The 25,013-nt window shown below is 51.0% G+C and carries 22 protein-coding genes; 8 read left to right on the top strand and 14 right to left on the bottom strand.

Going from position 1 to position 25,013, the window contains the following annotated elements:
* From P1P86_03845 to P1P86_03815, 7 genes are all read right to left on the bottom strand, one after another.
* Positions 1–333: transposase (locus P1P86_03845; protein MDF1574308.1), on the bottom strand; the 333-nt coding region annotated here is incomplete at its 3' end.
* 519 nt (positions 334–852) lie between these two features.
* Positions 853–2,118, bottom strand: a complete 1,266-nt coding sequence (locus P1P86_03840) for an ammonium transporter (GenBank protein ID MDF1574307.1) — start codon at positions 2,116–2,118, stop codon at positions 853–855.
* Positions 2,119–2,386: 268 nt separating this feature from the next.
* A complete protein-coding gene (locus P1P86_03835; GenBank protein MDF1574306.1) occupies positions 2,387–3,808 on the bottom strand; it encodes a glutamate synthase subunit beta in 1,422 nt (473 codons plus the stop codon).
* An 11-nt stretch (positions 3,809–3,819) separates the two neighbouring features.
* Entirely contained in the window at positions 3,820–8,349 is a 4,530-nt protein-coding gene (gene gltB, locus P1P86_03830; GenBank protein ID MDF1574305.1) for a glutamate synthase large subunit, read from the bottom strand.
* Between the two features lie 337 nt (positions 8,350–8,686).
* The gene (locus P1P86_03825) at positions 8,687–9,931 is read right to left on the bottom strand and encodes an ammonium transporter (GenBank protein ID MDF1574304.1); all 1,245 of its coding nucleotides are present in this window, start codon (positions 9,929–9,931) and stop codon (positions 8,687–8,689) included.
* A gap of 35 nt (positions 9,932–9,966) precedes the next feature.
* The gene (locus P1P86_03820; protein MDF1574303.1) at positions 9,967–10,314 is read right to left on the bottom strand and encodes a P-II family nitrogen regulator; all 348 of its coding nucleotides are present in this window, start codon (positions 10,312–10,314) and stop codon (positions 9,967–9,969) included.
* A gap of 12 nt (positions 10,315–10,326) precedes the next feature.
* On the bottom strand, positions 10,327–10,959 hold the full coding sequence (locus P1P86_03815; protein MDF1574302.1) for a hypothetical protein: 633 nt from the start codon (positions 10,957–10,959) through the stop codon (positions 10,327–10,329).
* 316 nt (positions 10,960–11,275) lie between these two features.
* On the opposite strand from P1P86_03815, the gene P1P86_03810 reads away from it, so the two are divergent.
* Genes P1P86_03810 through P1P86_03790 form a run of 5 tightly spaced genes read left to right on the top strand, consistent with a single transcriptional unit; the run spans position 11,276 to position 15,007 of the window.
* Positions 11,276–11,869, top strand: a complete 594-nt coding sequence (locus P1P86_03810; GenBank protein MDF1574301.1) for a cysteine hydrolase family protein — start codon at positions 11,276–11,278, stop codon at positions 11,867–11,869.
* A 53-nt stretch (positions 11,870–11,922) separates the two neighbouring features.
* Positions 11,923–12,543: an SIS domain-containing protein gene (locus tag P1P86_03805; protein MDF1574300.1), complete on the top strand. Its 621-nt coding sequence runs from the start codon at positions 11,923–11,925 to the stop codon at positions 12,541–12,543.
* Positions 12,533–13,075, top strand: a complete 543-nt coding sequence (locus P1P86_03800) for an isochorismatase family protein (GenBank protein MDF1574299.1) — start codon at positions 12,533–12,535, stop codon at positions 13,073–13,075. Before P1P86_03805 ends, P1P86_03800 begins: the two co-directional genes overlap by 11 nt.
* Positions 13,076–13,082: 7 nt before the next feature.
* A complete protein-coding gene (locus P1P86_03795) occupies positions 13,083–14,009 on the top strand; it encodes a carbohydrate kinase (protein ID MDF1574298.1) in 927 nt (308 codons plus the stop codon).
* Positions 14,010–14,011: 2 nt separating this feature from the next.
* Positions 14,012–15,007: an aldo/keto reductase gene (locus P1P86_03790; GenBank protein ID MDF1574297.1), complete on the top strand. Its 996-nt coding sequence runs from the start codon at positions 14,012–14,014 to the stop codon at positions 15,005–15,007.
* Here the strand turns inward: P1P86_03790 and P1P86_03785 are convergent, their stop codons facing one another.
* Positions 15,008–15,529, bottom strand: coding sequence for a hypothetical protein (locus P1P86_03785; GenBank protein ID MDF1574296.1), 522 nt, complete (start codon positions 15,527–15,529; stop codon positions 15,008–15,010).
* Positions 15,530–15,598: 69 nt separating this feature from the next.
* Between P1P86_03785 and P1P86_03780 the strand changes: the two genes are divergently transcribed.
* Positions 15,599–17,905 carry a M1 family metallopeptidase gene (locus P1P86_03780; GenBank protein ID MDF1574295.1) on the top strand — a complete coding sequence of 769 codons (2,307 nt, stop codon included), beginning with the start codon at positions 15,599–15,601 and terminating at the stop codon, positions 17,903–17,905.
* A 2-nt stretch (positions 17,906–17,907) separates the two neighbouring features.
* On the opposite strand, the gene mgrA is transcribed toward P1P86_03780, so the two are convergent.
* Genes mgrA through P1P86_03760 form a run of 4 tightly spaced genes read right to left on the bottom strand, consistent with a single transcriptional unit; the run spans position 17,908 to position 22,247 of the window.
* Positions 17,908–18,897: an L-glyceraldehyde 3-phosphate reductase gene (mgrA, locus tag P1P86_03775; GenBank protein ID MDF1574294.1), complete on the bottom strand. Its 990-nt coding sequence runs from the start codon at positions 18,895–18,897 to the stop codon at positions 17,908–17,910.
* A gap of 15 nt (positions 18,898–18,912) precedes the next feature.
* Positions 18,913–19,584: a DUF6048 family protein gene (locus P1P86_03770; GenBank protein ID MDF1574293.1), complete on the bottom strand. Its 672-nt coding sequence runs from the start codon at positions 19,582–19,584 to the stop codon at positions 18,913–18,915.
* Positions 19,556–20,029, bottom strand: coding sequence for a DUF6452 family protein (locus tag P1P86_03765; GenBank protein ID MDF1574292.1), 474 nt, complete (start codon positions 20,027–20,029; stop codon positions 19,556–19,558). Before P1P86_03765 ends, P1P86_03770 begins: the two co-directional genes overlap by 29 nt.
* 10 nt (positions 20,030–20,039) lie before the next feature.
* Positions 20,040–22,247, bottom strand: a complete 2,208-nt coding sequence (locus P1P86_03760) for an alpha/beta fold hydrolase (GenBank protein ID MDF1574291.1) — start codon at positions 22,245–22,247, stop codon at positions 20,040–20,042.
* Between the two features lie 116 nt (positions 22,248–22,363).
* On the opposite strand from P1P86_03760, the gene P1P86_03755 reads away from it, so the two are divergent.
* Both P1P86_03755 and P1P86_03750 read left to right on the top strand, forming a co-directional pair.
* The gene (locus P1P86_03755; GenBank protein MDF1574290.1) at positions 22,364–23,095 is read left to right on the top strand and encodes a DUF3179 domain-containing (seleno)protein; all 732 of its coding nucleotides are present in this window, start codon (positions 22,364–22,366) and stop codon (positions 23,093–23,095) included.
* Positions 23,096–23,143: 48 nt separating this feature from the next.
* Positions 23,144–23,356 (top strand): hypothetical protein, encoded by a 213-nt coding sequence (locus tag P1P86_03750; GenBank protein ID MDF1574289.1) that lies wholly within the window; start codon positions 23,144–23,146, stop codon positions 23,354–23,356.
* A gap of 31 nt (positions 23,357–23,387) precedes the next feature.
* Here the strand turns inward: P1P86_03750 and P1P86_03745 are convergent, their stop codons facing one another.
* Both P1P86_03745 and P1P86_03740 read right to left on the bottom strand, forming a co-directional pair.
* Positions 23,388–24,317 (bottom strand): MBL fold metallo-hydrolase, encoded by a 930-nt coding sequence (locus P1P86_03745; protein ID MDF1574288.1) that lies wholly within the window; start codon positions 24,315–24,317, stop codon positions 23,388–23,390.
* Positions 24,318–24,319: 2 nt separating this feature from the next.
* Positions 24,320–25,003 carry a DUF4332 domain-containing protein gene (locus tag P1P86_03740; protein ID MDF1574287.1) on the bottom strand — a complete coding sequence of 228 codons (684 nt, stop codon included), beginning with the start codon at positions 25,001–25,003 and terminating at the stop codon, positions 24,320–24,322.
* Between the last annotated feature and the right edge of the window lie 10 nt (positions 25,004–25,013).

Raw genomic sequence — 25,013 nt, 5'->3', positions numbered from 1 at the left:
CATGCCTGTAATAGCTTCCTCAAGCTTATCACTCATGCGTTGTCCTTTGGGAATGAGTTGTGGCTCAAACTCCCCGTTCCTGTCCCTGGGGATGTTCAGAACCATGTCTCCAAGGTTGTCTGTCTTGACTTTTTTACTGAAGGATCCATTGCGGCTATTACCACTACCATTTCCTTCTTTGCTGTATTTTTCATAGCCCAGGTGGGCTTCTAATTCAGCTTGTAACATCTCTTCGACCCCCTGTTTAAAAAGGTCATTAAAGAAGGAATGAAAGTCCTCCTTGTTTTTGAACTGCTTAAAAAAGTCCTTTGGGATTACTTTGTTTGCACTCATAATAAAAGTTTTTAAAAATTTTACGAAGATAGCACCGCCCTGCTTCATTCCGCTCCGGCTACGCCTGCGCTTCATTTCGCAGGGCGGTGCTATCACATTAATTCTACTCTTATGAGTGTTTACACAATCTTTTTTATACTACCGAAACTGTTTTACTATTTGTCCAGGAACAGGAGTCAGGCCGCAATGAAACGTTATTTGTTTCTCTCCGATTTTCTTGGAATGGAATGGACATCTGATCATCAAAGGATGCTTGAAGAAACCGGATCAAGCTTTTCCCTGTTAGATCCCGCAGGGCCAGATCGGGGTATTAAAAACTCCCGTTTTGGCCTGAAGATCAATATCGAGGTTAACACCTTGAAGGACTGCTTACAATCGTAAGGGAAAGCACTGGGTCTGTTCAGGCTTGAGAAGTAGAGTTGATCACGTGCAACTCACCAGGGTGTCCCGATGACGAAAACAAAACAGAGATTGTCTCTTTTGACACAGCCCCAAGTTATAAAACTTATCGAAATGATCTTACTTCCCTGGTTTGCGTGGATAGAAATCGGGCGAGTAGTTCTTTAATTTTTCTTTTCGGAGTTTAAGTTTCGCATCATTTTCATAAAAGAGGCTTTCGTTATGTTGACTCATGTCGAGGCCCACATCCTCGTAGAGACTGGGGACACGCATCGGAACGATCTTATTGGTGATCCAGTAAAGCGCCAGGGAACCGCCAAAGGCAAAGGCAGCAACCAGTACCAGGGCCAGCAGGTGAAAAAGGAAAGTGGTGGTCTCCCCATGGATCAATCCTACCTCCTCTGCAAATACCCCGGTAAGCAGCATCCCGACCATGCCTCCGAGTCCGTGTGCAGGAAATACATCCAGGGTATCATCCACCCCCCTCCGGGAAAAGAAATATATCATCAGGTTGCTGGCAATGGCGGCGAAGCCTCCGATAAACATACTGGATCCCACGGTCACAAACCCCGCTGCCGGTGTAATGGCTACCAGACCAACCACGGCGCCCACACAGGCTCCCAGCGCCGATGGCTTTCGGACACGCACACCGTCAAAAAAAATATAAACCAGCATGGCCGAAGCCGAGGCTGTATTGGTGTTCAGCAGGGCTTTAACCGCTACATCCGATGCCTCCAGGGCCGAACCCGCATTAAATCCGAACCAGCCGAACCAGAGCAGTCCGGTTCCCAGCAGCACAAATGGGATATTGGCCGGGTAGGAAGGTTTTGCAAAATCGCGCCTCGGACCAAAAAAGAAGGCTCCCGCCAGGGCAGCCATTCCGGCTGACATATGAACAACAGTTCCCCCGGCAAAATCCAGGACCCCCCAGTTCCGCAGGAAACCATTGGGGTGCCAGGTCCAGTGGGCCAGTGGAGTGTAGATGAAGATCATAAAGAGTACCATAAAAATCATCAGAGCCGTAAAGCGAACCCTCCCGGCAAAGGAACCAGTGAACAGGGCCGGGGTGATGATGGCAAATTTCAGCTGGAAGAGGGCGAAGAGGGCCAGCGGGATGCTTGCCGAGAATTGAGGGTCCGGGGCACCACCAACGCCTTTGAACATAAAGTATGTGGCCGGATTTCCAAAGAGCCCGAATCCTTCAGGACCGATACTTTCCCCAATGGCAAGGCTGAATCCAAAAACCACCCACAGGATGCTGATCAGACCCATGGCAATAAAGCTTTGAAGGATGGTGGAGATCGCGTTCTTCGGTTTGACCATCCCTTCGTAAAAGAAGCCCAGTCCGGGAGTCATCAGGAATACCAGTGCCGTGGAAGCCAGCATCCATGCCACATCCCCCTGGTTTATCCCGCTGGTGTCATCGGTATCGAAACTATAGGGGAAAATAATACCCAGGAGGGAGATGATTCCAAATGCAATAAGTGCAAACAGCTATTGTTTTTTCATAATGCAGGTTTTACTGGTCCTGCAAAAATATAATACTTATTGCATTTATACCCCTATAATAATGGGGGTATATATAAAAAAATATAAAAAATAAATAATTAACAGTACGAAATAGGGGGGGGGTGTATTAAAAAAATGGAGATATTTATTCTGACCCCAGAAATTCATCGATCTTTTTGGCAGCCTTTCTTCCCGATGCGATGGCGTTAACCACCAGGCTGGCCCCGCTGGCAGCATCCCCTGCGGCAAATATTTTCTTTACATTGGTGGCCATGGATGGATCGACAAGTACATTTTTCCGGCTGTCCAGGGAAATATTCAGTTCGGTCAGTAAACCTTCGTGAACAGGGTGTACAAATCCCATGGCCAGCAGGATCAGGTCGGCTTCAATTTGTTCTTTGGTTCCGGGCAGCGCTTTCATTTGAAAACTGCCGTTCAGCTTCTCCCAGGAGACCTCCTGTACCTCGGCATGAGTCACCCGCTGCTGCATCCCCAGGAAACGGAGAGTGGAGAGGCTCCATCTTCGCTCACAGCCCTCTTCGTGCGAGGTGGAAGTCTTCAGTGTTTTGGCAAAGTAAGGCCATGGATTATCGATGGAACGCTGCTCCGGCGGTTCGGGCAGGATTTCAATCTGGGTGACACTTAAGGCTCCCTGCCGGATGGCGGTCCCTACACAATCGGAGCCTGTATCGCCCCCGCCAATGACCAGGACACGCCGGTTTTCGGCGGTAATCCGGTTGTCGTAGGCCACATAGGCTCCATCATTTACTTTGTTTTGCTGGGTCAGGTAGTCCATGGCAAAGTGAATCCCGTCCAGCTCTCTTCCGGCAATCTCCAGATCCCTGGGTTTCATGGCGCCGATGGCCAGGCAGATCGCATCGTATTTTTTCAGCAATTCTTCTCCGGAGATGTCTTTCCCCACTTCGGTTTCGGTTCTTATCTCAATGCCTTCAACCATCAGGATCTTCAGCCTTCGGTCGATGGTATGCTTGTTCAGTTTGAAATCGGGGATGCCATATCGCAGCAATCCGCCGGCCTTCCGGTCTTTTTCAAAAAGAGTAACGGAGTGACCGGCCCGGTTCAGCTGGTCGGCAGCCGCCATACCGGCCGGTCCACTGCCGATCACAGCTACTTTTTTTCCAGTTTGAAGTTTGGGTGGATTGGGCCTGATATACCCTTCAGCGAAGGCTTTCTCCACAATTGCGGCTTCATTTTCCCTGATGGTAACCGTATCCCCGTCAATGTTCAGCACACAGGAGTGCTCGCAGGGAGCGGGACAGATTCTTCCGGTAAATTCCGGAAAATTATTGGTATGGTGCAGCCTCTCACTGGCCCCTCTCCAGTCGCCCCGGTAAAGCAGGTCGTTCCACTCGGGAATCAGGTTATCCACCGGGCAGCCCCAGTGGCAAAAAGGAATGCCACAATCCATACACCGGGATGCCTGGAGCTGACGGTCCTCGGAATTGAGCACCTGTTCTACTTCGGAATAATCGTCCGTACGCTCATGAACCGGCCTGTTTCCGGCTGGTTTTTTCTTTATTTTTAAAAATCCTTTAGGATCACCCATGGTTTATTCTTTTACAGATCGCTCATCATTTCCACATCTTTCTCCACGCTGGCCAGTTTCTTCCGGGTCTCTTCCAGCGCCATCTCCATAAGTACCTTTTTGTACTCGTAGGGGGTTATTTTTATAAAACGTTCCATATACTCCTCCATGCCGGTCAGTATCTTCTCGGCTACCCGGCTGCCTGTATGTTCATAATGACTGGCAATCAGGTCGGAAAGCTCCTTCTTATCATTCAGATCCTCCACCAGGGAAAGCTCCACCATTCCCATGTTGCAGTAGTAATCAAAATCACCCTCTTCATCCAGCACATATGCCACACCTCCGCTCATCCCTGCAGCAAAGTTCCTCCCGGTCTTTCCCAAAACCACCACCCGGCCACCGGTCATATATTCGCAGCAGTGGTCACCCACACCCTCCACCACGGCGGTCGCTCCGCTGTTCCGGACAGCAAAACGCTCACCGGCCACTCCGGAAATAAAGATTTCTCCCCTGGTGGCTCCGTAAAGAACCGTATTCCCGATTATGATGTTCTTGTCCGATTCAAAGGTGGAGCCATCGGGAGGGACTACAATGATGCGGCCGCCCGCCAGACCTTTCCCGAGGTAATCGTTGGTATCACCCTCCAGGTAGAACTCCATACCCTTCACCAGAAAGGCCCCGAAGCTCTGTCCGGCCGAACCGGCAAACCTCACTTTGATGGTGCCATCGGGCAGCCCTTCTCCTCCATATTCTCTGGCAATGGTTCCTGCAAGCATCGCACCGGTGGTACGGTCGGTATTTTTGATGGACTTATGGATGGTCACCGCTTCCCCGTTTTCCAGGGCCGGTTTCGCCTCTTCTATCAGACTTTGGTCGATGACTCCCTCCAGTTTATGCTGCTGCTCTTCGGTCCGGTGCAGGGCATTCTTTTTTGATTCAGGCAGGAAGGCGGTCAGGTCGCTCAGGTCCAGGTTTTTAATTTTCCAGTGGGTAACCGACTGATCCCTTTCGAGAAGATCCGACCGGCCCACTAAATCCTCAAAAGAGCGGAAGCCGAGTTCAGCCATATGTTCACGTACCTCTTCCGCTACAAAGCGGAAGAAGTTTTCTACAAAGTCGGCCTTCCCCCGGAACCTTTTCCTTAACTCTTCATTCTGGGTGGTAACCCCTACGGGACAGGTATTCAGATGGCACTTGCGCATCATCACGCAGCCCAGCACCACCAGGGCACTGGTGGCAAATCCGAACTCCTCGGCACCCAGGAGGGCAGAGATGATCACATCCCGGCCCGTCTTCATCTGTCCATCGGCCTGCAGGACCACCTTTCGTCTCAGGTTATTCATAACCAGGGTCTGCTGGGTTTCGGCAAGACCAATTTCCAGGGGTAATCCGGCATGCTTGATGGAGGAGGTGGGACTGGCCCCGGTGCCTCCCTCGGCCCCGCTGATTGTTATCAGGTCGGCTGAAGCTTTGGCTACTCCCGCAGCGATGGTCCCTACGCCGGTCTCCGATACCAGTTTAACCGATATCCTGGCCTGCGGGTTGACATTTTTTAAATCGAAGATCAACTGGGCCAGGTCCTCAATGGAATAGATATCATGATGGGGGGGAGGGGATATCAGGGTGATACCAGGAATGGAGTAACGGGTTTTGGCAATAATCTTATCCACCTTGTGTCCGGGGAGCTGCCCCCCTTCACCCGGCTTGGCGCCCTGGGCCACTTTAATCTGGATCTCATCGGCATTGACCAGGTAGTGCGTGGTTACTCCGAAGCGGCCGCTGGCCACCTGTTTGATGGCACTGCGGCGCGAATCGCCATTTTCCATGGTTTCAAATCTCTCGGGGTCCTCACCACCTTCGCCCGTATTGCTTCTTCCCCCGATCCGGTTCATGGCAATGGCCAGGGCCTCATGAGCCTCTTTACTAATGGAGCCGTAGGACATGGCCCCGGTTACAAATCTTTTCAGGATATTCTCAGCCGCTTCCACTTCCCCGATAGGGATGGGATTCCGCTTGTATTTGAGCAGACCCCTCAGGAATCCGGGGCGAGCCGTTTCGCAATCGACCAAGGCTGCGTATTCCTTATATTTCTGGTAATCGTTGTTCCTGGTGCTCCACTGGAGAAGGGCCACCGATTCGGGGTTCCACGCGTGCTGTTCCCCATATTTCCGGTAGGAGTAAACTCCTTCGGTAAGCATCATGGAATGAACATCCTCCGAGTATGCTTTGCGGTGGGGGATCAGGACCTCTTCAGAGATCTCTTCCAGCCCGATTCCCCCGATACGGGAAACGGTTCCCTCAAAATAGCGGTTTGTAATATCAGATTGGATCCCGATCGCTTCGAAAATCTGCGCCGAACGGTAGCTCCGCAGGGTGCTGATCCCCATTTTTGATAAGATCTTCAGCAGCCCCTTGTTCACAGCCTCCATATAGTTCTCCTGAGCTTTATCAAAATCCTGCTGGATCACCCTGGTTTGAACCAGTTTTTCAATGATAGCAAAGCTCATATAAGGATTGATGATACTGGCCCCGTAGCCGAACAGAAGGGCAAAATGCATCACTTCGCGTGGTTCGGCCGATTCCACGACAATATCGATCTGCATGCGCTTTCGCTTATTGATCAGGTGGTGGTGCACGGCCGAAACAGCGAGCAAAGATGGGATGGGGGCCCTTTTTTCACTGATATTTCTGTCCGAAAGGATGATATAGTTGTTCTTCTCATCCACTGCCTTTTCGGCCTGCAGGCAGATATCCTCCACGGCCTTCTCCAGTCCGGCTGCTCCCTGGCTTGCATCGAAATGGATGGGGATCACCCGGTTGGAAAAGCCTTTATAGCGAAGGTTTTTCACCACCTGGAAATAAGTGTTGTTGATAACCGGACTCTTGAACTTGACCATCTTTACATGATCGGGTGTCTCGTCCAGGACATTGGTCTGCAGGGATCCCAGGTAGCCGGTCAGGGTCATGACCAACTCTTCGCGGATGGGATCAATGGCCGGGTTGGTTACCTGTGCAAAGAGTTGTTTGAAATAGGCAAAAAGCCTGTATGGTTTCTTGCTGAGAACGGTGGTAGGAACATCATTCCCCATCGAACCGATGGGTTCCTTGGCTGATTCGGCCATGGGCTTGATAATGGTCTCGATATCCTCCCTGCTGTAATTAAAGGAGGTCAGATACTCCTTGTAGGCTTCACCCAGTCCGGGCGCTACAATGTTACCTGCCTGAATATCCTCCAGGTTCACCATGTTTTTAGCGATCCACTCCTTATAGGGGTGTTCAGAGGCAAGCTGAGCTTTAAGTTCTTCATCCCGGTAGATTTTACCCTCCTGTACATCCACCAGGATGATTTTTCCCGGTTTCAGGCGTCCCTTTTCCCGGATCTCGGCCGGATCGAAAGTCTGAACCCCCACTTCCGAACCCATAACCATCAGGTCATCTTTTGTGATCACGTAGCGGGAAGGACGCAAACCGTTCCGGTCCAGCATTCCCCCGATATACCTGCCATCGCTGAATATCAGAGAGGCCGGACCGTCCCAGGGTTCCATAAAGGTCGAATGGTACTGGTAAAAAGCTTTCAGCTCGGGCGAAATGGGGTTCTTTTGGTTCCACGATTCGGGAATCAGGATCGACATGGCATAGGGCAGCGACTTTCCACTCATTACCAGGAATTCCAGTACATTATCCAGGGAGGCCGAGTCGCTCTTATTGGGTTCGATCACCGGGTAGATCTTTTCCAGGTCGCCCAGTATATCCGATTTAAGTATCGACTCCCGGGCCTGCATCCAGAAGCGGTTTCCCTTCACCGTGTTGATCTCTCCGTTGTGAGCCAGCATCCGGAAAGGCTGGGCAAGGTCCCAGCTGGGGAAGGTGTTGGTACTGAAACGGGAGTGAACCAGGGCGATGGCACTTTCCATCCTCTCATCCTGAAGGTCCAGGAAATACTCTCCCAGCTGCTCCGAGGTCAGCATTCCCTTGTAGATCAGGATCCTGGTAGAAAGACTTGGAAGGTAGAAGAGAGCTTTATCCTTTATTTCGGAGCCGGCAATATACTTTTCGACCCGTTTCCGGATGATATATAGTTTACGCTCCAGTTCCTCTCTGGGAAGATCGGCACCCAGAAGAATCTGTTTCATATTAGGTTCTGCCTTCCTGGCAATCTCTCCAATGACACTGTTGTCCCTGGGGACCTCCCTGAAGCCTATCAGCTTTACTCCTTCATCGCTGATGATCTGGACCAGAATCTCTTCACACTTGCGGGCCTCACCCGCATCCCTGGGAAGGAAAACAAGTCCGGTTCCGAACTGACCCTCATGGGGGATCGAATATCCCTGCATCAGGTAAAAATCGCGGGGTATCTGGATCATCACTCCGGCACCATCGCCGGTTTTACTGTCAGCCCCTTCCGCTCCCCGGTGCGTCATATTCACCAGGGTTTCCAGTCCGCGCTTAATAATCTGGTGCGATTTTCTCCCCTTCAGATCGGCTACAAATCCGATACCGCAGTTGTCATGTTCAAATGCGCTTCTGTATAATCCGGCCTGTTCGGGCCTTTTTGTTCCCATCGTATCCCGCATTGAAAGTCATTAAAGAAAAGCCGTTCCCGACCAGGTCTGAGAACGGCTCTTTCATTATTTCAGTTCATACCATTCTCATCCGGGCCAGGCTATCCTCTTTGACATCTGCCTTTTAACGGTATTCGAATGGATCGGCATTATTTCGTTTGTTTCTGCAAAGATAGCTATAAATATTACGAATCAAAACAAACACTATCTATTATACTGTGTTTTTGACACATAATTTTGTTAATTACTTATAAATTGAAAGTTCCGCATCCAGTGACACAGCCCTTTCCGGATTCATAGAGCGTAAGTTATGATCTCATTGGCTGAAGCAGGTGGCTTAGTTGTAGGCAGATTCACCATGTTCATAAATATCCAGGTCTTCCTCTTCAATACGCCGGGAAACCCTTCCCCCGATGGTCTTTTTGAGGGTAAAGAATAAGATGAAGCCAAGGCCCATGGCCCATGCAGCTACGGCAGCAACACCAAGAAGCTGTGATCCCAGCCGGGCAGCACCCCCTCCGTAAAAGAGACCGTTGCTGGTACTGAAAAACCCAACCATGATGGTACCCAGGGCGCCATTGAGTCCGTGTACCGAGACGGCACCCACAGGATCATCTATCTTCAGGACCCTGTCAAATAATTCCACACCGAAAACCAGCAGGATACCGGCAAGCAGTCCGATGATGACTGCACCTCCCGGACTGACTACATCGCATCCTGCCGTGATGGCTACCAGTCCGGCCAGGGCCCCGTTCAGTGTCAGGGAGAGTCCGGGCCGTTTGTATTTGGACCAGGTAAGAACCATCGCCGCAACAGCCCCTGCTGCTGCCGCCAGGTTGGTGGTCACGAAGATATGAGAGATGGCAGAGGCATTTTCACTGCCGGCCGCGGCCAGTTGTGATCCGGGATTGAAGCCGAACCAGCCAAACCAGAGGATGAAGACACCCAGCGCGCCAAAGGCCAGGTTCTGTCCGGGAATGGCTCTGGCTTTTCCATCGCTGCTATATTTACCCAGGCGGGGACCGATGACAATGGCTCCCATCAATCCAACCCAGGCCCCCACTGAATGGACCACGGTGGATCCGGCAAAGTCGTGGAAGGGTGTGCTCAGGCCGGAGAGCCAGCCACCACCCCAGATCCAGTGGCCGGAAATGGGATAGATAATAGCCGTAATGACCATACTAAAGATCAGATAGGTGGAAAACCTGGTTCGTTCAGCAACTGCTCCCGAAACAATAGTAGCAGCGGTAGCTGCAAATACGGTCTGAAACATCAGCGATGCTTTATCAGGAACGCTGTTAATCTCATTACTTCCGAAAAAGAGAGAGATTTTTCCCATAAAACCACCTATATCCTCTCCATACATCAGGGTATATCCCATTATGTAGAAGATCAGAGATCCATTGGAGAAATCCATCAGGTTCTTCATCAATATATTTGCGGTGTTTTTGGACCTGGTGAAGCCTGCTTCGACCAGAGCAAATCCAGCCTGCATAAACATTACCAGGACAGCTGCAATCAGAATCCATATGGTGTCGATGGAAACGGCAAATTCAGAAACGACGGTTGTAATATCTTCCATAATATGCTTGTTTAATTCTGTTAATACTTAGCTAATCAGTCTTTTATATAGAGCGATTCATCCCCTTTCTCACCGGTGCGGATTCGGATACTCTCATCCAGTGTAGAAACAAAAATCTTCCCGTCGCCCACCTTTCCGGTGGCTGCAGAGTCCAGCAGCGCCTGAATGGTTTTTTCCAGATTTACGTCACGGACTACAATCTCCAGGTAAAGCCGTTCAATACTGCTTGTATCATAGGTAATACCCCGGTATACCCGGCTTTCCCGGGCCATCCCCACGCCCCTGGCATCCCAGAACGAGAAGAACTCAATACCGTTGTTGTGTAGGGTTTCTTTGACCTCTTCAAATTTTGTCTTTCGAATGATTGCTTCAATTTTTTTCATGGATTCTGTATTTTAGAATGAATTGCCAATAACAACATGGAATTGCTCTGTGTCCGGATTCAGGATCAGGGCTCCGCTAAGCGGTAGGGAGAAGGAGTCCGTTACCTGGATCTCGGAGGAAGCGGTCACCCCGATGTTACAGATATTAAAATCTGACTCACCGGCAGTGACTTCCATGGTATGCCACCCGTTTCCGGCTCCGAGGACAAAGCAGAAGGAATCAAAGCCATAGGCGGCTTCGAAATACAGATCACCCCCTGCAGTTCCTGCGCCACCTGCTTCATTCAGGAAATAGTTGGCCGAAAGGGACAGACCCTTAATCTCATAGCCCAGATTTACCTCAAAGGCATGGTTTCCGCTTTCTGCGGAATAGTCGAAATAGTCGCTTCCCGGGAAGTAATAATCCGTTACCCCGATCCTGAGACCGAAGTCGAAGCCATAGGAGAGATAGAGGTCGGCTTCGGCTGCTTCATTGGTGGTGAAACAGTAGGAGCCCCAGCCGCCCGCTGAAAAATTTCCCAGGCTCAACTCCACATAGGGTTGTATGGCAGGACCGGTTCCGAACCTGGTGCCCCGCCAGAGGTAAGAGCTGACAAAGTCGCCTCCCACACTAAAGGGTGAAGATGAAACCTGCTGGGCATGCAGCCTGGAGGGGATTGATATCAGTTAGGCAATAAGGAGCATCAGAACTCCTGCGGTTAAATGGGTTCTTTTCATAACTGTAATTTTTTAAGTGAGATTAATTATAAACCGAAACAAAAGTATAAATATTTCTTACTACCCCTAATTAAAATAGAGTATAAAGTAAATAAATAGATAAAATATAAATAAGACCCCCATAATAAATAGGGGTAAAGTCAAAAAAAAGATAAAATTCAACACACACCCCCCTGTTTGTGTTGCATATTTACATCGTGCTTTCTCTTGATTGGTTCTTCTCATTTCCGTAAATTGGCCGGATATGTGGCGACGATATACCTTTTTTTTATTCCTGCTCCTTCCGCTAAGCGTTTCTCTGACAGCTCAGAAAACAGGGCTTTTAGTCATCGATATTCAGGAATTCTACTTTCCGGGAGGGAGGATGCAGCTGGAAAATCCGGAGCTGGCCGGAATGAATGCCGGTCTGTTGCTGGACCATTTCAGGCAGAATAAGATGCCGGTTTACCATGTGCGCCATAATTTCGAACCGGGAGGGAATATTCATCCCTTTGTCAAGCCTCAGGGCAATGAACCGGTTATTTCCAAAGACCAGGTCAATGCATTTATGGGGACCGGACTACTGGAGCTGATTCAGAAGGATTCGGTGGAGCAACTGGTGATCTGCGGAATGCAAACCCATATGTGCCTGGAGGCTGCCGTGAGGGCTGCACACGACCTGGGATACAGCTGCCTGGTTGCTTCAGATGCATGTGCTGCCAGGGCCCTGCAATTCGAAGAGCATATCATCCCGGCAAAAAGTGTCCACTTCTCCACTCTCAGTAGCCTGCAGGGCTCCTATGCACGGGTGCTTACCACTGATGCTCTGATCAAGGAGTTCTCCGAAAACGAACAGTAGGTTTAACATTTTTCTGCTTTTATATTACCTTTGCTGACCAGATAAGCAAAGAAATGAGCAGTACCGGCAGAGAAGAAATCAGAAGGGTGCTGGATCAGGAGGCGGAAGCCATTCGATCCATTCCAATAAGTACCGATTATGAGGAGGTGGTTGAATTAATATATGAGAAAGTTCACCAGAGGGGAGGCAAGGTCATAGCCAGTGGAATGGGAAAGGCGGGTCATGTGGCCAATCATATGGCCACCACGTTCAGTTCCACTGGAACTCCGGCCCTGTTTCTTCATCCCAGCGAAGCCCAGCACGGAGATCTGGGTATTATCCGGGAAAATGATATACTCCTGGTTCTGTCCAATTCCGGAAAGACCAGGGAGATCCTTGAACTGGTCGAGCTGGCTCATGCACTGCATGCCGGGATTCCGGTGGTGATTATCACGGGTAATCCGGAAGGTCCCCTGGCCAGGGAATCAAAACTGGTACTTTATACGGGAAACCCGGCCGAAGTCTGTCCGCTGGGGCTTACCCCAACCACTTCGGCTACTGCCATGGCAGTGATCGGTGATGTGCTGGTGGTTCTCATGATGAAGAGAATTGGATTTACCCCCAGGGACTATGCCCGCCGCCACCACGGAGGATATCTGGGGGAGAAATCAAGGGAGGCCGGAAATGAGGATTAACAGGGAGAATGCTGCGGCCTTGATTATTGATGTGCAGGAGAAGCTTTTCTCACATATGGATCAGAAGGAGGCTCTGCTCAAAAAGATCAGCATTTTTTTGGAGGGAATGCGTGTATTGGGGGTTCCGCTGGTGCTCACCGAGCAGTACCCCAAAGGTTTGGGGGCCACCGTAGAAGCGCTGGCTGCACGCTTGGATCAGGAGCCGCTTATAGAGAAAATTTCCTTTTCCTGCTGCGATGAACCTGCAGTGATGCAGACCACGGCCTTCAAAACGTCCCGTACGGTCATCGTTGGCGGAATTGAGGCACATGTTTGTGTGCTGCAAACCGTGGTTGATCTGCTGGCCACAGGATACGCCGCGGTGGTGGTCGAGGATTGTATCTCTTCCCGCAAGCCTGAGGACAAGCGCGTGGCAGTAGAACGGATGCGTGCCGAAGGGGCTGTGATCACCACCTGCGAATCGCTCCTGTTTGAACTTGCAAGGCTTGCTGGCACTGAAGAATTTAAAGCCATTTCACGACTTGTAAAATAGGAGGTTTATGCAAAAGATTTATGCCGTAGGAGAGACCCTTCTCGACATTATTTTCAAAGGAGTGGAACCTCAGACAGCCAAACCGGGTGGTTCTGCCTTTAATACCTCCGTCACCTTGGGCCGTCTGGGGGCACCTATCCATTTTATCAGTGAAACGGGTAAAGACAAGGTGGGGGATATCATCCTTCAGTTTATGGAAGAGAATGGGGTGGCAAGCACTTACATTTCCAGGTACAGCCCCGGGCAAACGGCTGTGGCCCTCGCATTTCTGAATGATCACAAGGATGCCGAATACGAATTTTATAAGGATTATCCCTCTCAGCGCCTCTCGGTGGAATTTCCTGAATTTCAGAAGGATGATCTCTTAATGTTTGGCTCGTTCTATTCCCTGAATCCAGGTATTCGCCACAGGGTCATGGACTTGCTCGAGAAAGCAAAACGGGCAGGTGTCACCATTTTGTATGATCCGAATTTCCGAAGCAGTCATGCTGCGGAGAGAGATAAGCTGATCCCTTTGGTCAGGGAAAATCTGGGCTACTCCACCCTGGTCAGGGCCTCCGATGAGGACCTGGTCAATTTGTTTGATACAAAAAATCCCGATGCCGCCTGGAAAGTGCTCGGCGCCCATACCAGTGTCCTGGTATATACCGCCAATGCCGGAGGGGTTCATCTTCGTACCCCTTCGCTCAGCTTTCATATGGAGGTGGAGCGCATCGAGCCGTTAAGCACCATTGGTGCCGGTGACACTTTCAATGCAGGACTCCTGTATGGCTTGTGGAAAAGGGGGTACAGAAGGGAAATGATACAGTCATTAAACCAGGGTCAGTGGGAGGAACTGATTGCAACGGCCATTCAGTTTTCCAGGGAGGTTTGTCTGAGCTATGAAAACTATTTGCCCCGGGCTTTTGTAAATCACTACAAAAAAAGCAACTGATTATGGAAAAGAGAAGATTAGGTTTATCCGCTTTGCAGCTATCTCCCATTGCACTAGGAGCATGGGCCATCGGAGGATGGATGTGGGGGGGATCCGAAAAGAAAGATTCCTTAAAAGCAATCCGTGCCTGTCTCGACTACGGGATAAGCTCCCTGGATACAGCCCCCATTTACGGGTTTGGGCAGTCTGAAGAGCTCATTGGCGAAGCCATAAAGGGGAAGCGTGACAAGTATGAGATTCTGACCAAAGCCGGTATGCGCTGGGAGGGAAAAAAGGGGGAGTATTTTTTTACAACCAATGACAATAGCGGAGTCCAAAGGGATATTTATAAATATTCCGGGCGTGACAGCCTGATCGCTGAATGCGAAGAGAGCCTGAAGCGCCTGGGAACCGATTACATTGATCTCTACCAGATTCACTGGCCCGATCATACCACCCCCATTGAGGAGGCCATGGAGGCTTTCCGAATACTGATGGAGCAGGGAAAGATCAGGGCTGCCGGGGTCAGCAATTATTCCGTGGAACAAATGGACCAGGCCAGGTCGGTGGTGGAACTCAGCTCCAACCAGGTTCCCTACAGCATGGTCCACAGGGAGATTGAGCAGGATGTGGTGCCCTGGTGCCTCGAAAACAACTGCGGAATCCTGGCCTACAGTCCGCTTCAGCGAGGACTGCTCACCGGGAAAATTACGCCTGACTATCCTTTTGCCCCCGGAGATAACCGTCCTGAAACACCTCATTTCAAGATCAATAACCTGATCAGGACCAATAAGTTCCTGGAGAAGATCAAGCCCCTTGCCGGGGAGAAGGGTGCCACACTTTCTCAACTGGTAATTGCATGGACCCTTCGCCAGCCGGGGATTACCGTGGCACTGGTGGGTGCAAGGACCGACGAGCAGGTGAAGCAGAATGCCGCTGCGCTTAACTTGCATGTATCGGATGAAGAACTGGCTTATATCAACAGGCAGCTGGAGCAACTCAAACTGGAACTGGATTAATCAGCTGCCCGGGATTAGCAGCCTGCCGCTCCTTTGATCGCGATCGAGCATGAGCCCTTTGTTCCATTTTCCCAGGTAGACCTGGATCATATTAAGCTGGTCGGGGAAGTACTCCATAAGAATGGCATTCTGTACGGTGATGGTTTCAGGAGCACTCACCCTGGAGGATTCCAGGTAGCACCAGATGGCATCCGATTCGGGTTCTTTTCCCAGGTAATTCAGGGAGAGTTTTTCTCCGTTTACCTCCAGGGCAAAATCTTCCAGGATATAAAGGCTCAGGAGACTGTCGGCAAAGGAATGTTCCAGTTCGGTGGCCAGATGGGTATGGAGCCCGCTTCGCTCCAGTAAGGCCCGGTCCAGGTCATCGGGAAATATCCTCATGGAAACTTCAAATCGCTCGGTATGTGGATTATAACGGATTTCGGTCAGACTCACATAAAACTCATGCAGTAACCAGCCTCCGGAGATCAGCAGGAAAAGCAGGAGCAATCCGGGAAATATTCCCTTTTTCTGGTGTAACATAAGCAAGTTTAGCTCAAGCAAATATGGCAAATCTTTTATTAACTTTGGAGTGTTTAAAGGATGCTTAGGATGAAAAGATTTACGACTATTCTGATGATCGGCCTTCTGGCAGTTTCCTTGCTGGCCCAGGAGAAGATGGACCCTTCAAAGAACCAGTTCAGGCAGATGCGTACCGAATTTAACACCCCCAACGCCTACCGAACCGGTTCAGGAGCGCCCGGACAGCTTTACTGGCAGCAGCAGGCCAACTATAAGATCGCCATCGAACTGGACGATGAAAAGCAGCAAATCAGGGGTGAGGAGCAGATCGAGTATATCAACCATTCGCCCGATAAACTGGATTATCTCTGGGTACAGCTGGATCAGAATGTGCGACAGAAAGAGAGCCTCAGCAGGCTGAGCATGCCCATGAGCCTGGGTCAGCGCATGCATCCCTATTACATGGGGATGTTTTTAAGTGAATTCGACGGGGGATTTAAAATCGAATATGTGGGGGATGGTTCGGGATCCGGGCTGTCCTATACCATCAACTATACCATGATGCGCATTGATCTGCCGGAACCCCTCGAACCGGGAGGAAAAACGGAGCTGGAAATCCGCTGGTGGTATAGGGTGAATGACCGTTTTAAGGACGGAGGAGGACGCTCGGGAATGGAGTATTTCGCGGAAGACAACAATTATATCTACACTATCGCACAGTTCTTTCCGAGGATGGCCGTATACAGTGAGCTGGAGGGCTGGCAAAACCACCAGTTTACCGGGAGATCTGAATTTGCACTACCCTTCGGGAACTACGATGTGGAAATTACCGTACCCTCCGATCATGTGGTTGGAGCCACGGGGGTGCTGGTGAATGCAGAGGAGGTGCTTTCGGAAACCCGGCTGGAGCGCCTGGAGAAGGCCCGGAACTCCCTGGACCAGCCTGTCCTTATTGTTACGGAGGAGGAGGCCCGGTCTGCGGAGAAAAAGAGGTCAAAATCCAAACTTACCTGGAAATTTCATGCCGATAATGTGAGGGATTTTGCCTTTGCCAGTTCCCGCAAATTTATCTGGGATGCCATGGCCGTGCAGTTCGGGGAGCGAAAAGTGCTGGCCACCTCCCTGTATCCGAAAGAAGGGAATCCTTTGTGGGAGAAATACTCCACCAGGGTGGTGGCCCATACCCTGCAGGTTTATTCCAGACACACCTTTGACTATCCCTATCCGGTGGCCTATTCGGTGCATACCGACCAGATTGGTATGGAGTACCCGATGATCTGTTTTAACGGAGGCCGTCCGCTGGCCGATGGCACCTATTCAGAGAGAACCAAATGGGGGATGATCGGGGTTATCATACACGAAGTGGGTCACAACTTTTTCCCCATGATCGTCAATTCCGACGAGCGTCAGTGGACCTGGATGGACGAGGGCTTGAACACCTTTCTCCAGGGGATAGCCGAACGGGAATGGGATCACGATCATCCATCCCCCAGTGGCCGACCGGCCGATATCGTGTCTTATATGAAAGGGGATAAGTCCAATATCTCCCCCATTATGACCCAGGGGGACCTGATCAGACAGTTTAACAACAATGCGTACGAAAAACCGGCCACCGGCCTGAATATTCTCAGGGAGACCATCATGGGCAGGGAGCTGTTCGATTATGCATTTAAGCAGTATGCCCGGCGATGGATGTTCAAGCATCCCACGCCGGAGGACCTGTTCCGTACCCTGGAGGATGCCTCGGCAGTGGACCTGGACTGGTTCTGGAGAGGTTGGTTCTATGGTACCGATCATGTGGATATCTCGCTTGACAAGGTGACTGCCATGAAGCTTTCTTCGGGAAATCCGGCCGAAGAAAAGGCTCTCAGGAAGAAGGAGGCAGAAGCCCTGCCAGAAGAGATTGCCGTACAGCGCAACCGTGCCAGCATGCAATCCATGGTGGAGAGAGATCCTGCCATGAAAGATTTTTATAATGATTATGACCCTTTTGCTCCGGATGAATCAGATGTGGAAGCTACCCTGCATTATCAGCGTTCCATGTCTGAAACGGAGAAGTCCTGGCGGGCCATGAAGGGTTTTGTCTACCAGTTGGACTTTTCCAATTTGGGCGGAATGGTGATGCCTCTGATCATACAGTTTGAATACAAGGATGGTAGCCGCGAGCTGGTCAGAGTTCCGGCTCTGATCTGGAACCAGGACAATCTCAGGACTTCCAAGGTGTTTTTGCTGGAGAAGGAGCTTTCCGGTGTTACCCTGGATCCCTATCTGGAGACAGCCGACTGCGATTTAAATAACAATCACTGGCCGCCCAGGGTCCAGGAGAGCCGTTTTGAGCTTTTCAGGGGCTCAGGCAGAATAAATGGAGCTTCGAATCCCATACAGGAGCAGCAGTAGGATCAAGCCAGGATATTATCTATATAGGCCAGTTCATCCCTGTTAAAGTCCAGTTTGTGCAAGGTGGCCACATTGGCTTCCAGCTGCTGCACAGAGCTGGCTCCTATAAGAACTGAAGTAACCTGCTTTTTTTGCAGGATCCATGCCAGAGCCATCTGGGCCAGCGACTGTCCGCGCTGCTCTGCGTGCTGATTCAGTGCCTTGATCTTAACCATGGTGGAGGGATCCAGGTCTTGCTTACCCAGGAAAATACTTTCGCTGTCGATCCTGGAACCTGCGGGAATTCCATCCAGATAACGGTCGGTCAGCAGGCCCTGGGCCAGTGGACTGAAGGGGATGCAGCCCACCCCCCGTTTCTCCAGTACCTCCAGCAAACCCTCCTCCACCCAGCGGTCGAACATATTGTAGCGGGGCTGATGGATCAGGCAGGGGGTCCCCAGACCCTCCAGTATGTCAACGGCCCTCTCGGTCTGCTGTTTATTGTAGTTGGAGATCCCTGCATAGAGTGCCTTTCCTTGCTGCACAGCCGTGTGAAGAGCCATCATGGTCTCCTCCAGAGGGGTCTCCGGGTCGGGGCGGTGTGAGTAGAAGATATCCACATAATCGAGCCCCATCCTCCGGAGGCTCTGGTCCAGACTGGCCAGCAGGTATTTCCGGCTTCCCCACTCCCCGTAGGGTCCTTCCCACATCAGATAGCCCGCCTTGGTGGAGATGATCAACTCGTCCCTGTGCGGGGCCAGTTCCCCCTGCAGAATGTGCTTCAGGTTTGATTCGGCACTTCCGGGAGGGGGGCCGTAATTATTGGCCAGGTCAAAGTGGGTGATCCCCAGATCGAAGGCTCTGAGCAGTATATCCTTCATCTTTTGAAAGTCAGCCCCTCCTCCGAAATTGTGCCAAAGTCCCAGCGAAACAGCTGGTAAGAGTAGTCCGCTGTGACCGCAGCGATTATATTTCATCTGATCGTAACGTGTAGTAGATGCCAGGTAGCTCATATGCGTTAATTGATTTTATTTTTTAATAAGTGGAATTTTATAGAAAACCGAGTAGGAAAATCCGAAGGACCTTTTCTCTCCGCCGCTTCCGAAGCCGGGAATAAGCTCCGGAACCAGAAGCGGGTCCATGTTCTCGTTCAGCAGTAATTTGTACCGGACCGACCATCCCAGGAAGAAATTGGGAAGCACCTCCGCTTTCATCCCTCCCGCCAGTTCCAGCCAGTGCCCCGTCAGACTGTTCTCGTAGGGACCGGGCTGGTAGTCGCCCCAGTACTTGTTATGAATTAACATATTTTCAATGCGGTGGGTGAACGGACTTATGCCATAGCGAAAACCCACCGTAATGCTGTGATGTGCGGAACGGTTCTTTCGGGGAAGGATATTATAATCGATCCCTCCCCGGAAATAAAGCCCGCTTGCCTGGTAATCAAATAATTCTTCACTCTCGGAAATACTGCTGTAGCCCAGTTCAAGCACGGGATAAATATTCTTATAGATCTCAAAATCGGCAGAAAATTCTGCGCCGGCCTCCGACGGATCTGCCAGAATATAGATAAAACGGGCCAGGTCGATGCCGAAACGGGGACCGAAAGTGCGCAGGGTATCCTGTCCCCGTGCCGGAGAGAAAAGGATCAGTGCCAGCAGCAACACAGTTGCCCTAGAGAAATAGCCAGATATGTTCTTCATTACTTTCATATACAGCATCAATGGTCTCTTCCAGAATGCTATCTTTCTTGATGATCCCGCTGCCCGATACGGCAGGCTTTTCCAGGGTGAACAGGCTCCCGAAACCACAGCTGTAGGAGATCAGATAGATCTCATGCCGATGGAAGATAGTCAGGGTGTCATACAGGGTATCCACCTGAATGGCAAACCTGGAATAGTTATGGCCGGGATCCAGGGGCACCTCAAAACCCGATGCGGATATAGAGTTGTATAACAGACTGTCAGGCAAGCCCTCCCGAATCCCGTAAAGGGTCAGGGAACTCACCGTGCTGTCTGATATTACCCCTTCTTTCTCTGTTTTAAACCTGGCTACCAGCTCCGAATCGTAGCTTTCATCACACAGCTCTACAGTGATGCAGCCTGACATCAGAATGGAAATGCTAAGTAACAGGATCCGGAGATTCATACGCTTCGGTCTATTCAGTCCCTTTCAGATTCTTGTTCAGCCAGTCGAGGTACACCTGGTAGAGGTGCATCTGGCTGTTCATATCATAGGCTACCCCGTGGGCTCCGGGGGGATAGATTTTCAGGTCGATGTTTTTACCGGCATCGATCAGGGCGTTAACCAGCTGAAAGGTGTTCTGGGGGTGTACGTTATCATCCATCAGGGAATGCACCAGCAACATGTTGCCTTCCAGCTTTTCAGCCAGCGCGACCATGGAGCTGTTCTCGTAGCCCTCTTCGTTCCCCTCGAGCAGCCCCATGTATTTCTCGGTTAGTACACAATCGTAATTGCGGTGGTCGGAAATGGCTGCCGTCACAATTCCTGCCTTAAATACCTCGGGATGGAGAAGCAGGGACATGCCGGCGGAGAAACCTCCAAAACTATGTCCCATGATACCAATCCGCTCACGGTCGATCCAGGATTTTTGGGAGAGGTAGAGCGCTGCTTCAGCAAAATCGTGGGTCTCCCATTTGCCCAGCTGCTTATGGACTACCTTTTCAAAGGCGCTTCCATATCCGCCATTACCCCGGTTGTTTATATTGACCACCACGTATCCCTGTTGAGCCAGGTACTGGTTCCAGGAGCTGCTTTCAAAGCTGTTGTATACCCCCTGGGATCCTGGTCCGCCATACACGGCAAGCAGTAGCGGATAGGATTTCCCGGGATCAAAATTCATGGGTTTGATCACATATCCATCGATTTGTTGTCCGTCCGAAGTGGTAAAGGTGAATAGTTCCCTCGGGGCATATTCATACTTCTCCAGGTGGTCCAGAGCACCCTGGTGCCCGGCCAGATTCTTTATCAGCTTCCCCTTGTCATCCCGGAGGTCTATGATCGAAGGGGTGTTTATACTGGAGTAGCTGTCCATAAAGTAACGGCCTGCAGGAGCCACATCAACCCGGTGGTTGCCCGCCGCTGTGGTGATCTGTTTTTTTCCCTTTCCATTAAATTTCACGCTGTAGAGATGGCGTTCCATCGGGGAGATTTCACAGGAGAGGTAGTACAGGGTTTTTCTGGCAGGATCAATGGCTTTCACAGACACCACATCGTAAGCACCACTGGTGACCTGTCCCAGCACATTTCCTTCATAATCATACTGGTAGACGTGTGAATACCCATCGCGGTCGGAGATCCAGAAGAAGGAGTTCATCTCCCGGGGAAAGTAGAAAAGGTGCAGTTCCCCGGCAAAAAAGTCAAAAATATCAATCCAGGCTTCATTTTTCTCCTCCAGGATCATGGACTGCTTTCCGGTCACCACATCAAACAGGTACAATTTCATGTGATCCTGGGCCCGGTTCATCCAGACAAGCGCCAGGGTATTTTCCCTGGAAGTCCAGTAGATCCTGGGCATATAACCACCCTCCGGGTCAAAGTCCAGCCATTTTCTGCTCCCGTCAACGGTATTGATAAGCCCCAGTCTCTCCACGGGGGGATTGTCGCCCACCTTGGGATAAGGAACCTCCATATATTCGGGATGCTGACCCGAAAAATCGGTCAGGCGATAGACCGGAACCTCCCGTTCGTCTGTCTGCCAGAAGGCCATGTATTTACTGTCGTGCGACCACTCCCAGGCCTGCACCAGGCCGAACTCCTCCTCGTTGGCCCAACCAAAACGGCCGTTGTAATATTTATCAGCTCCATCGGTGGTAAGCTGTGTATGTTTCCCCGTGGCCAGATCAAAGGTGAAAAGATTGCCATTCTTCCCGTATCCCACCTTTAGCCCGTCGGGTGAAACTTCTGCGGTGAAGGCTCCTTTCACGATGGCAGTCAGGCTGTTGTTGTCCATGGAGTAGAGGTAATAATCTGCATTCCCGGAATATCTCCATATGGGTTCAAAATTGCTTTGAAAAAGCAGAAACTTGTAGTCCCTGGTCCACTGAAAGGAACGATACCGGAATGGATCATCCGTACCCGGAAAGGTAAAATCAGCTTCATTAAATACCAGCTTTTCCGATTCGGTTTTGATATCGTAGGTCCAGATTTGCTGACTTCTTCCTTCCCGCCTGGTAAAGGAGTATTGATCGCTGTCTTCGATCCACTCCACGCCGGAAGGACCCCGGTCGCCCCGGAGTGCCCCTCCACTCATGAAGGCTTCCATTAAAGAATCATACTGTTTCTTCTGGGCAACAAGGCTCAGGTTCATCAGGACCAGCATCAGGACCAGGGTCGATTTCCTCATTTTTTTTTGGAATTGGTTTTGCAAGAAACAAATCTAACAAAAATGTGGCGTCCAAACATAGCTGTAAGATAAAACCTGATCTCCCGACAAAGGGAATGTACCAAGACCTGGAAAAAATGAAAATATTCTCTCTTTGCACAATCGGGATTATCCTGCTGTTTGCGACCGCCTGTCAGACTGATCCTCCGCCGCCCGCAGATTCACAAACAGCTGAGGATATTGTGAAGCAGCTGGAGGACCAGGAGGATGTAAGAGGCGGACTGAATCCTTTCAGATTGATTGAGAACCCCTTGTATTCTGCTGTGGAGGAGGCCGGGCATCTGCGGGACAATGATATGGTGTTTATCACAAAAGCTGACGGAGAGGTGAAGGTTTATCCGCATCGTCACATGCATGTGGAGGTGGTCAATGAAGAGGCAAACGGGGTATTGATGGCCATCACCTATTGTCCCATTACCCGCAGCGGAATCAACTGGAACCGCCTGGTGGGAGCAGATACCCTGCTGCTGACCGCTTCCGGATATCTTTACAGGGAGAACCTGATGCCCCTGTATGTAAATACGGGAAATATCTGGTCGCAGATGCTTATGCGTCGCTTTCAGGGAACTGCCCGGCAGGGGGATCTCTTTGCATTCAGGGAGCTGAATACCTTTCCCATGATCGAGACCACCTGGCTCACGGTAAAGGATCATTTTCCACAGGCCAGGGTCTATGTCAACAACAGCGGCAGCAAGTCGGCCGGGTCAGCTCCCCTGGAGCAGCAGCTGGGTATTATCCAAAGGGAGTCTGTGCAGCTTTTTACGATGGATATGTTTCCAGGTGAAATTGTTTTGCATGAAACTGTTTAGTCGCCCGGGGGGAAGATTGTGGTTGCCGGCTCCGGAGACCATCATTTCATGCTTGCCTTCCGGACCAATTATCTCATGGAACCCCTGGAGGGTGCATTTCCCTTCATTATGAAGGATGACAGCGGTACTGTCTGGAACATTTTCGGAGAGGGGACAGAAGGGGAACATGCCGGGGAGAAACTGGAAGCTCCGCTCTTTTTTACAGCAGCTGACTGGGCCTGGAGAGATCTCTATCAACAGGTTCATATATTTGAACCCTGACAAAGATCTTTTCCTTTTCAGGAGTACGGTTTCAGAAGATATCCAGATCCTGTCCTACATAGACCTCGCCTTTATACTGAGAAGCGATCTCATTCAACAAACCGGCTTCACTGCTTCCCCAGAAGAGAATATGGTAGAGAACCACTTTTGCAGGCCGGGTCTCTCTGGCTATCTCTGCCAGTTCCAGGGTGGAGCTGTGGTGCACCGCATGATACGCCTTCCAATCTGCACTCCTGGTCTCATAGCCGGCCTGAGAGTATACCTCATGGACCAGGATATCGGCCCCTTTTCCATATTCCAACACCTTGGGAGAAGGCTTACAGTCGCCCGAGATCACAATCACCTTATCGGGTGTTGTAAAGCGGAAGCCCCAGGAATTGGGCCAGGATCCATGGGTCACCGGGAAGGCCTCCACCACGATGTTGCTGTCGCGGTAAATCTCCCCCTCCGCTTTGAACTCGTGCCAGTTGACCCTCCATCCCTGATCGTTTGCAGGCTCATCCCCATAGACCCGGTAACTGATATCTTCCTGGTAGGCCAGAAGAATATGTTCCGTCATAGCTCCGATCCCCACCGGACCGTATACCTCCATGGGCTCCTCTCTGCCCATAACCCAGGGTGTCAGGATCAGATCCGCATAACCGGCGGTATGATCGGAGTGCAGGTGGGTCAGGAAGGCAGTCTTCAGCTTCCGGGTCTCCAGGGCTGCTATATTTCCCCCGTAACTGGGGCTCAGACTGGCCGATCTGCGTACCAGGCCCGGCCCGAAATCGATCACATAGGGGCTTTGGTTGACCACCAGGGCCAGGGAGCATCCCGACCGATCGGGTGAGGGATTTGGATTGCCGGTGCCCAGCAATACCAGTTTGGTAATCTCCGAATCGGAAAAGTCGCGCTGCGCTGCTGCAGGCTGAATGCTCAGGAGAATGAGAATGAAGAATACGGGAACGGACTGTTTCATTTTTAATGCTGTTTGTTGTCAAAGGCTGCGAGGACCCTGGCATAGTGGATCCCGTAACGGATATCCTCCTCACCAAGCTTTCCAGCCGGGTATTTATATTTCTTAATCACAGCCTGGTAACGGCTGAGCTGCTCAGAAGCAGGGGTACGGGCAAATTCTTCCACCGAGCGGATACCGGCTTCATAGACGATCCTGGCAAAGACTCCCCCAACACCGGTAATCCTTGAAATATCGCAGAGCATTAGCAGCTCCCTGATCCTGTAAGAGGGAATCCCTGTACTTTCGGCCATCCGCTCCTGCTGCCGGGCGGTCTGCACCTGCTCAAAGAGATCTTTGCTGTGCCTGATCCCCCTGGACTTCAGTAATTCCACGTATTCAAAAGGAATGCCGGGAAAACCGGAGAGTGGACAGGGACGGGCCAGATAGCTTCCCGCTTCCCGTTTCAGCAAAATTAGGTAATCCACGGCGAGTCCTGTCCGGAGAGAAAAGCTCCGGATTTTCGGCCCTGAGCCCAGAACCCGGAGCAGATCGCCCAGCTGTTGTATGCCGGCCCCTTTCAGGATTTTAAAGCGCTCTTCCATCTGCTCCCCGAGCATGAGCCTTCCGGGCAGAAGCTTCCTGCCTGCTGTCAGTTCCCTGAATTCCTCCAGGCTGATCCGGTCCGGATCGGGACTAAAGCTCTTCACGGAATTTCCT

It is taken from the genome of Bacteroidales bacterium (genome assembly GCA_029210725.1).
In the GTDB taxonomy this organism is placed as follows: domain Bacteria; phylum Bacteroidota; class Bacteroidia; order Bacteroidales.
Note: the sequence above shows the minus strand (reverse complement) of the source record. Positions and strands in the feature narration are given on the sequence as shown.

Excerpts from the sequence above, each read along its gene's own strand:
- P1P86_03840 (MDF1574307.1), bottom strand. The coding sequence starts at position 2,118 with ATGCTGGCTTCCACGGCACTGGTATTCCTGATGACTCCCGGACTGGGC.
- P1P86_03835 (MDF1574306.1), bottom strand. The coding sequence starts at position 3,808 with ATGGGTGATCCTAAAGGATTTTTAAAAATAAAGAAAAAACCAGCCGGA.
- gltB (MDF1574305.1), bottom strand. The coding sequence starts at position 8,349 with ATGGGAACAAAAAGGCCCGAACAGGCCGGATTATACAGAAGCGCATTT.
- P1P86_03825 (MDF1574304.1), bottom strand. The coding sequence starts at position 9,931 with ATGGAAGATATTACAACCGTCGTTTCTGAATTTGCCGTTTCCATCGAC.
- P1P86_03820 (MDF1574303.1), bottom strand. The coding sequence starts at position 10,314 with ATGAAAAAAATTGAAGCAATCATTCGAAAGACAAAATTTGAAGAGGTC.
- P1P86_03810 (MDF1574301.1), top strand. The coding sequence starts at position 11,276 with ATGTGGCGACGATATACCTTTTTTTTATTCCTGCTCCTTCCGCTAAGC.
- P1P86_03805 (MDF1574300.1), top strand. The coding sequence starts at position 11,923 with ATGAGCAGTACCGGCAGAGAAGAAATCAGAAGGGTGCTGGATCAGGAG.
- P1P86_03800 (MDF1574299.1), top strand. The coding sequence starts at position 12,533 with ATGAGGATTAACAGGGAGAATGCTGCGGCCTTGATTATTGATGTGCAG.
- P1P86_03795 (MDF1574298.1), top strand. The coding sequence starts at position 13,083 with ATGCAAAAGATTTATGCCGTAGGAGAGACCCTTCTCGACATTATTTTC.
- P1P86_03790 (MDF1574297.1), top strand. The coding sequence starts at position 14,012 with ATGGAAAAGAGAAGATTAGGTTTATCCGCTTTGCAGCTATCTCCCATT.
- P1P86_03785 (MDF1574296.1), bottom strand. The coding sequence starts at position 15,529 with ATGTTACACCAGAAAAAGGGAATATTTCCCGGATTGCTCCTGCTTTTC.
- P1P86_03780 (MDF1574295.1), top strand. The coding sequence starts at position 15,599 with ATGAAAAGATTTACGACTATTCTGATGATCGGCCTTCTGGCAGTTTCC.
- mgrA (MDF1574294.1), bottom strand. The coding sequence starts at position 18,897 with ATGAGCTACCTGGCATCTACTACACGTTACGATCAGATGAAATATAAT.
- P1P86_03770 (MDF1574293.1), bottom strand. The coding sequence starts at position 19,584 with ATGAAGAACATATCTGGCTATTTCTCTAGGGCAACTGTGTTGCTGCTG.
- P1P86_03765 (MDF1574292.1), bottom strand. The coding sequence starts at position 20,029 with ATGAATCTCCGGATCCTGTTACTTAGCATTTCCATTCTGATGTCAGGC.
- P1P86_03760 (MDF1574291.1), bottom strand. The coding sequence starts at position 22,247 with ATGAGGAAATCGACCCTGGTCCTGATGCTGGTCCTGATGAACCTGAGC.
- P1P86_03755 (MDF1574290.1), top strand. The coding sequence starts at position 22,364 with ATGAAAATATTCTCTCTTTGCACAATCGGGATTATCCTGCTGTTTGCG.
- P1P86_03750 (MDF1574289.1), top strand. The coding sequence starts at position 23,144 with ATGCTTGCCTTCCGGACCAATTATCTCATGGAACCCCTGGAGGGTGCA.
- P1P86_03745 (MDF1574288.1), bottom strand. The coding sequence starts at position 24,317 with ATGAAACAGTCCGTTCCCGTATTCTTCATTCTCATTCTCCTGAGCATT.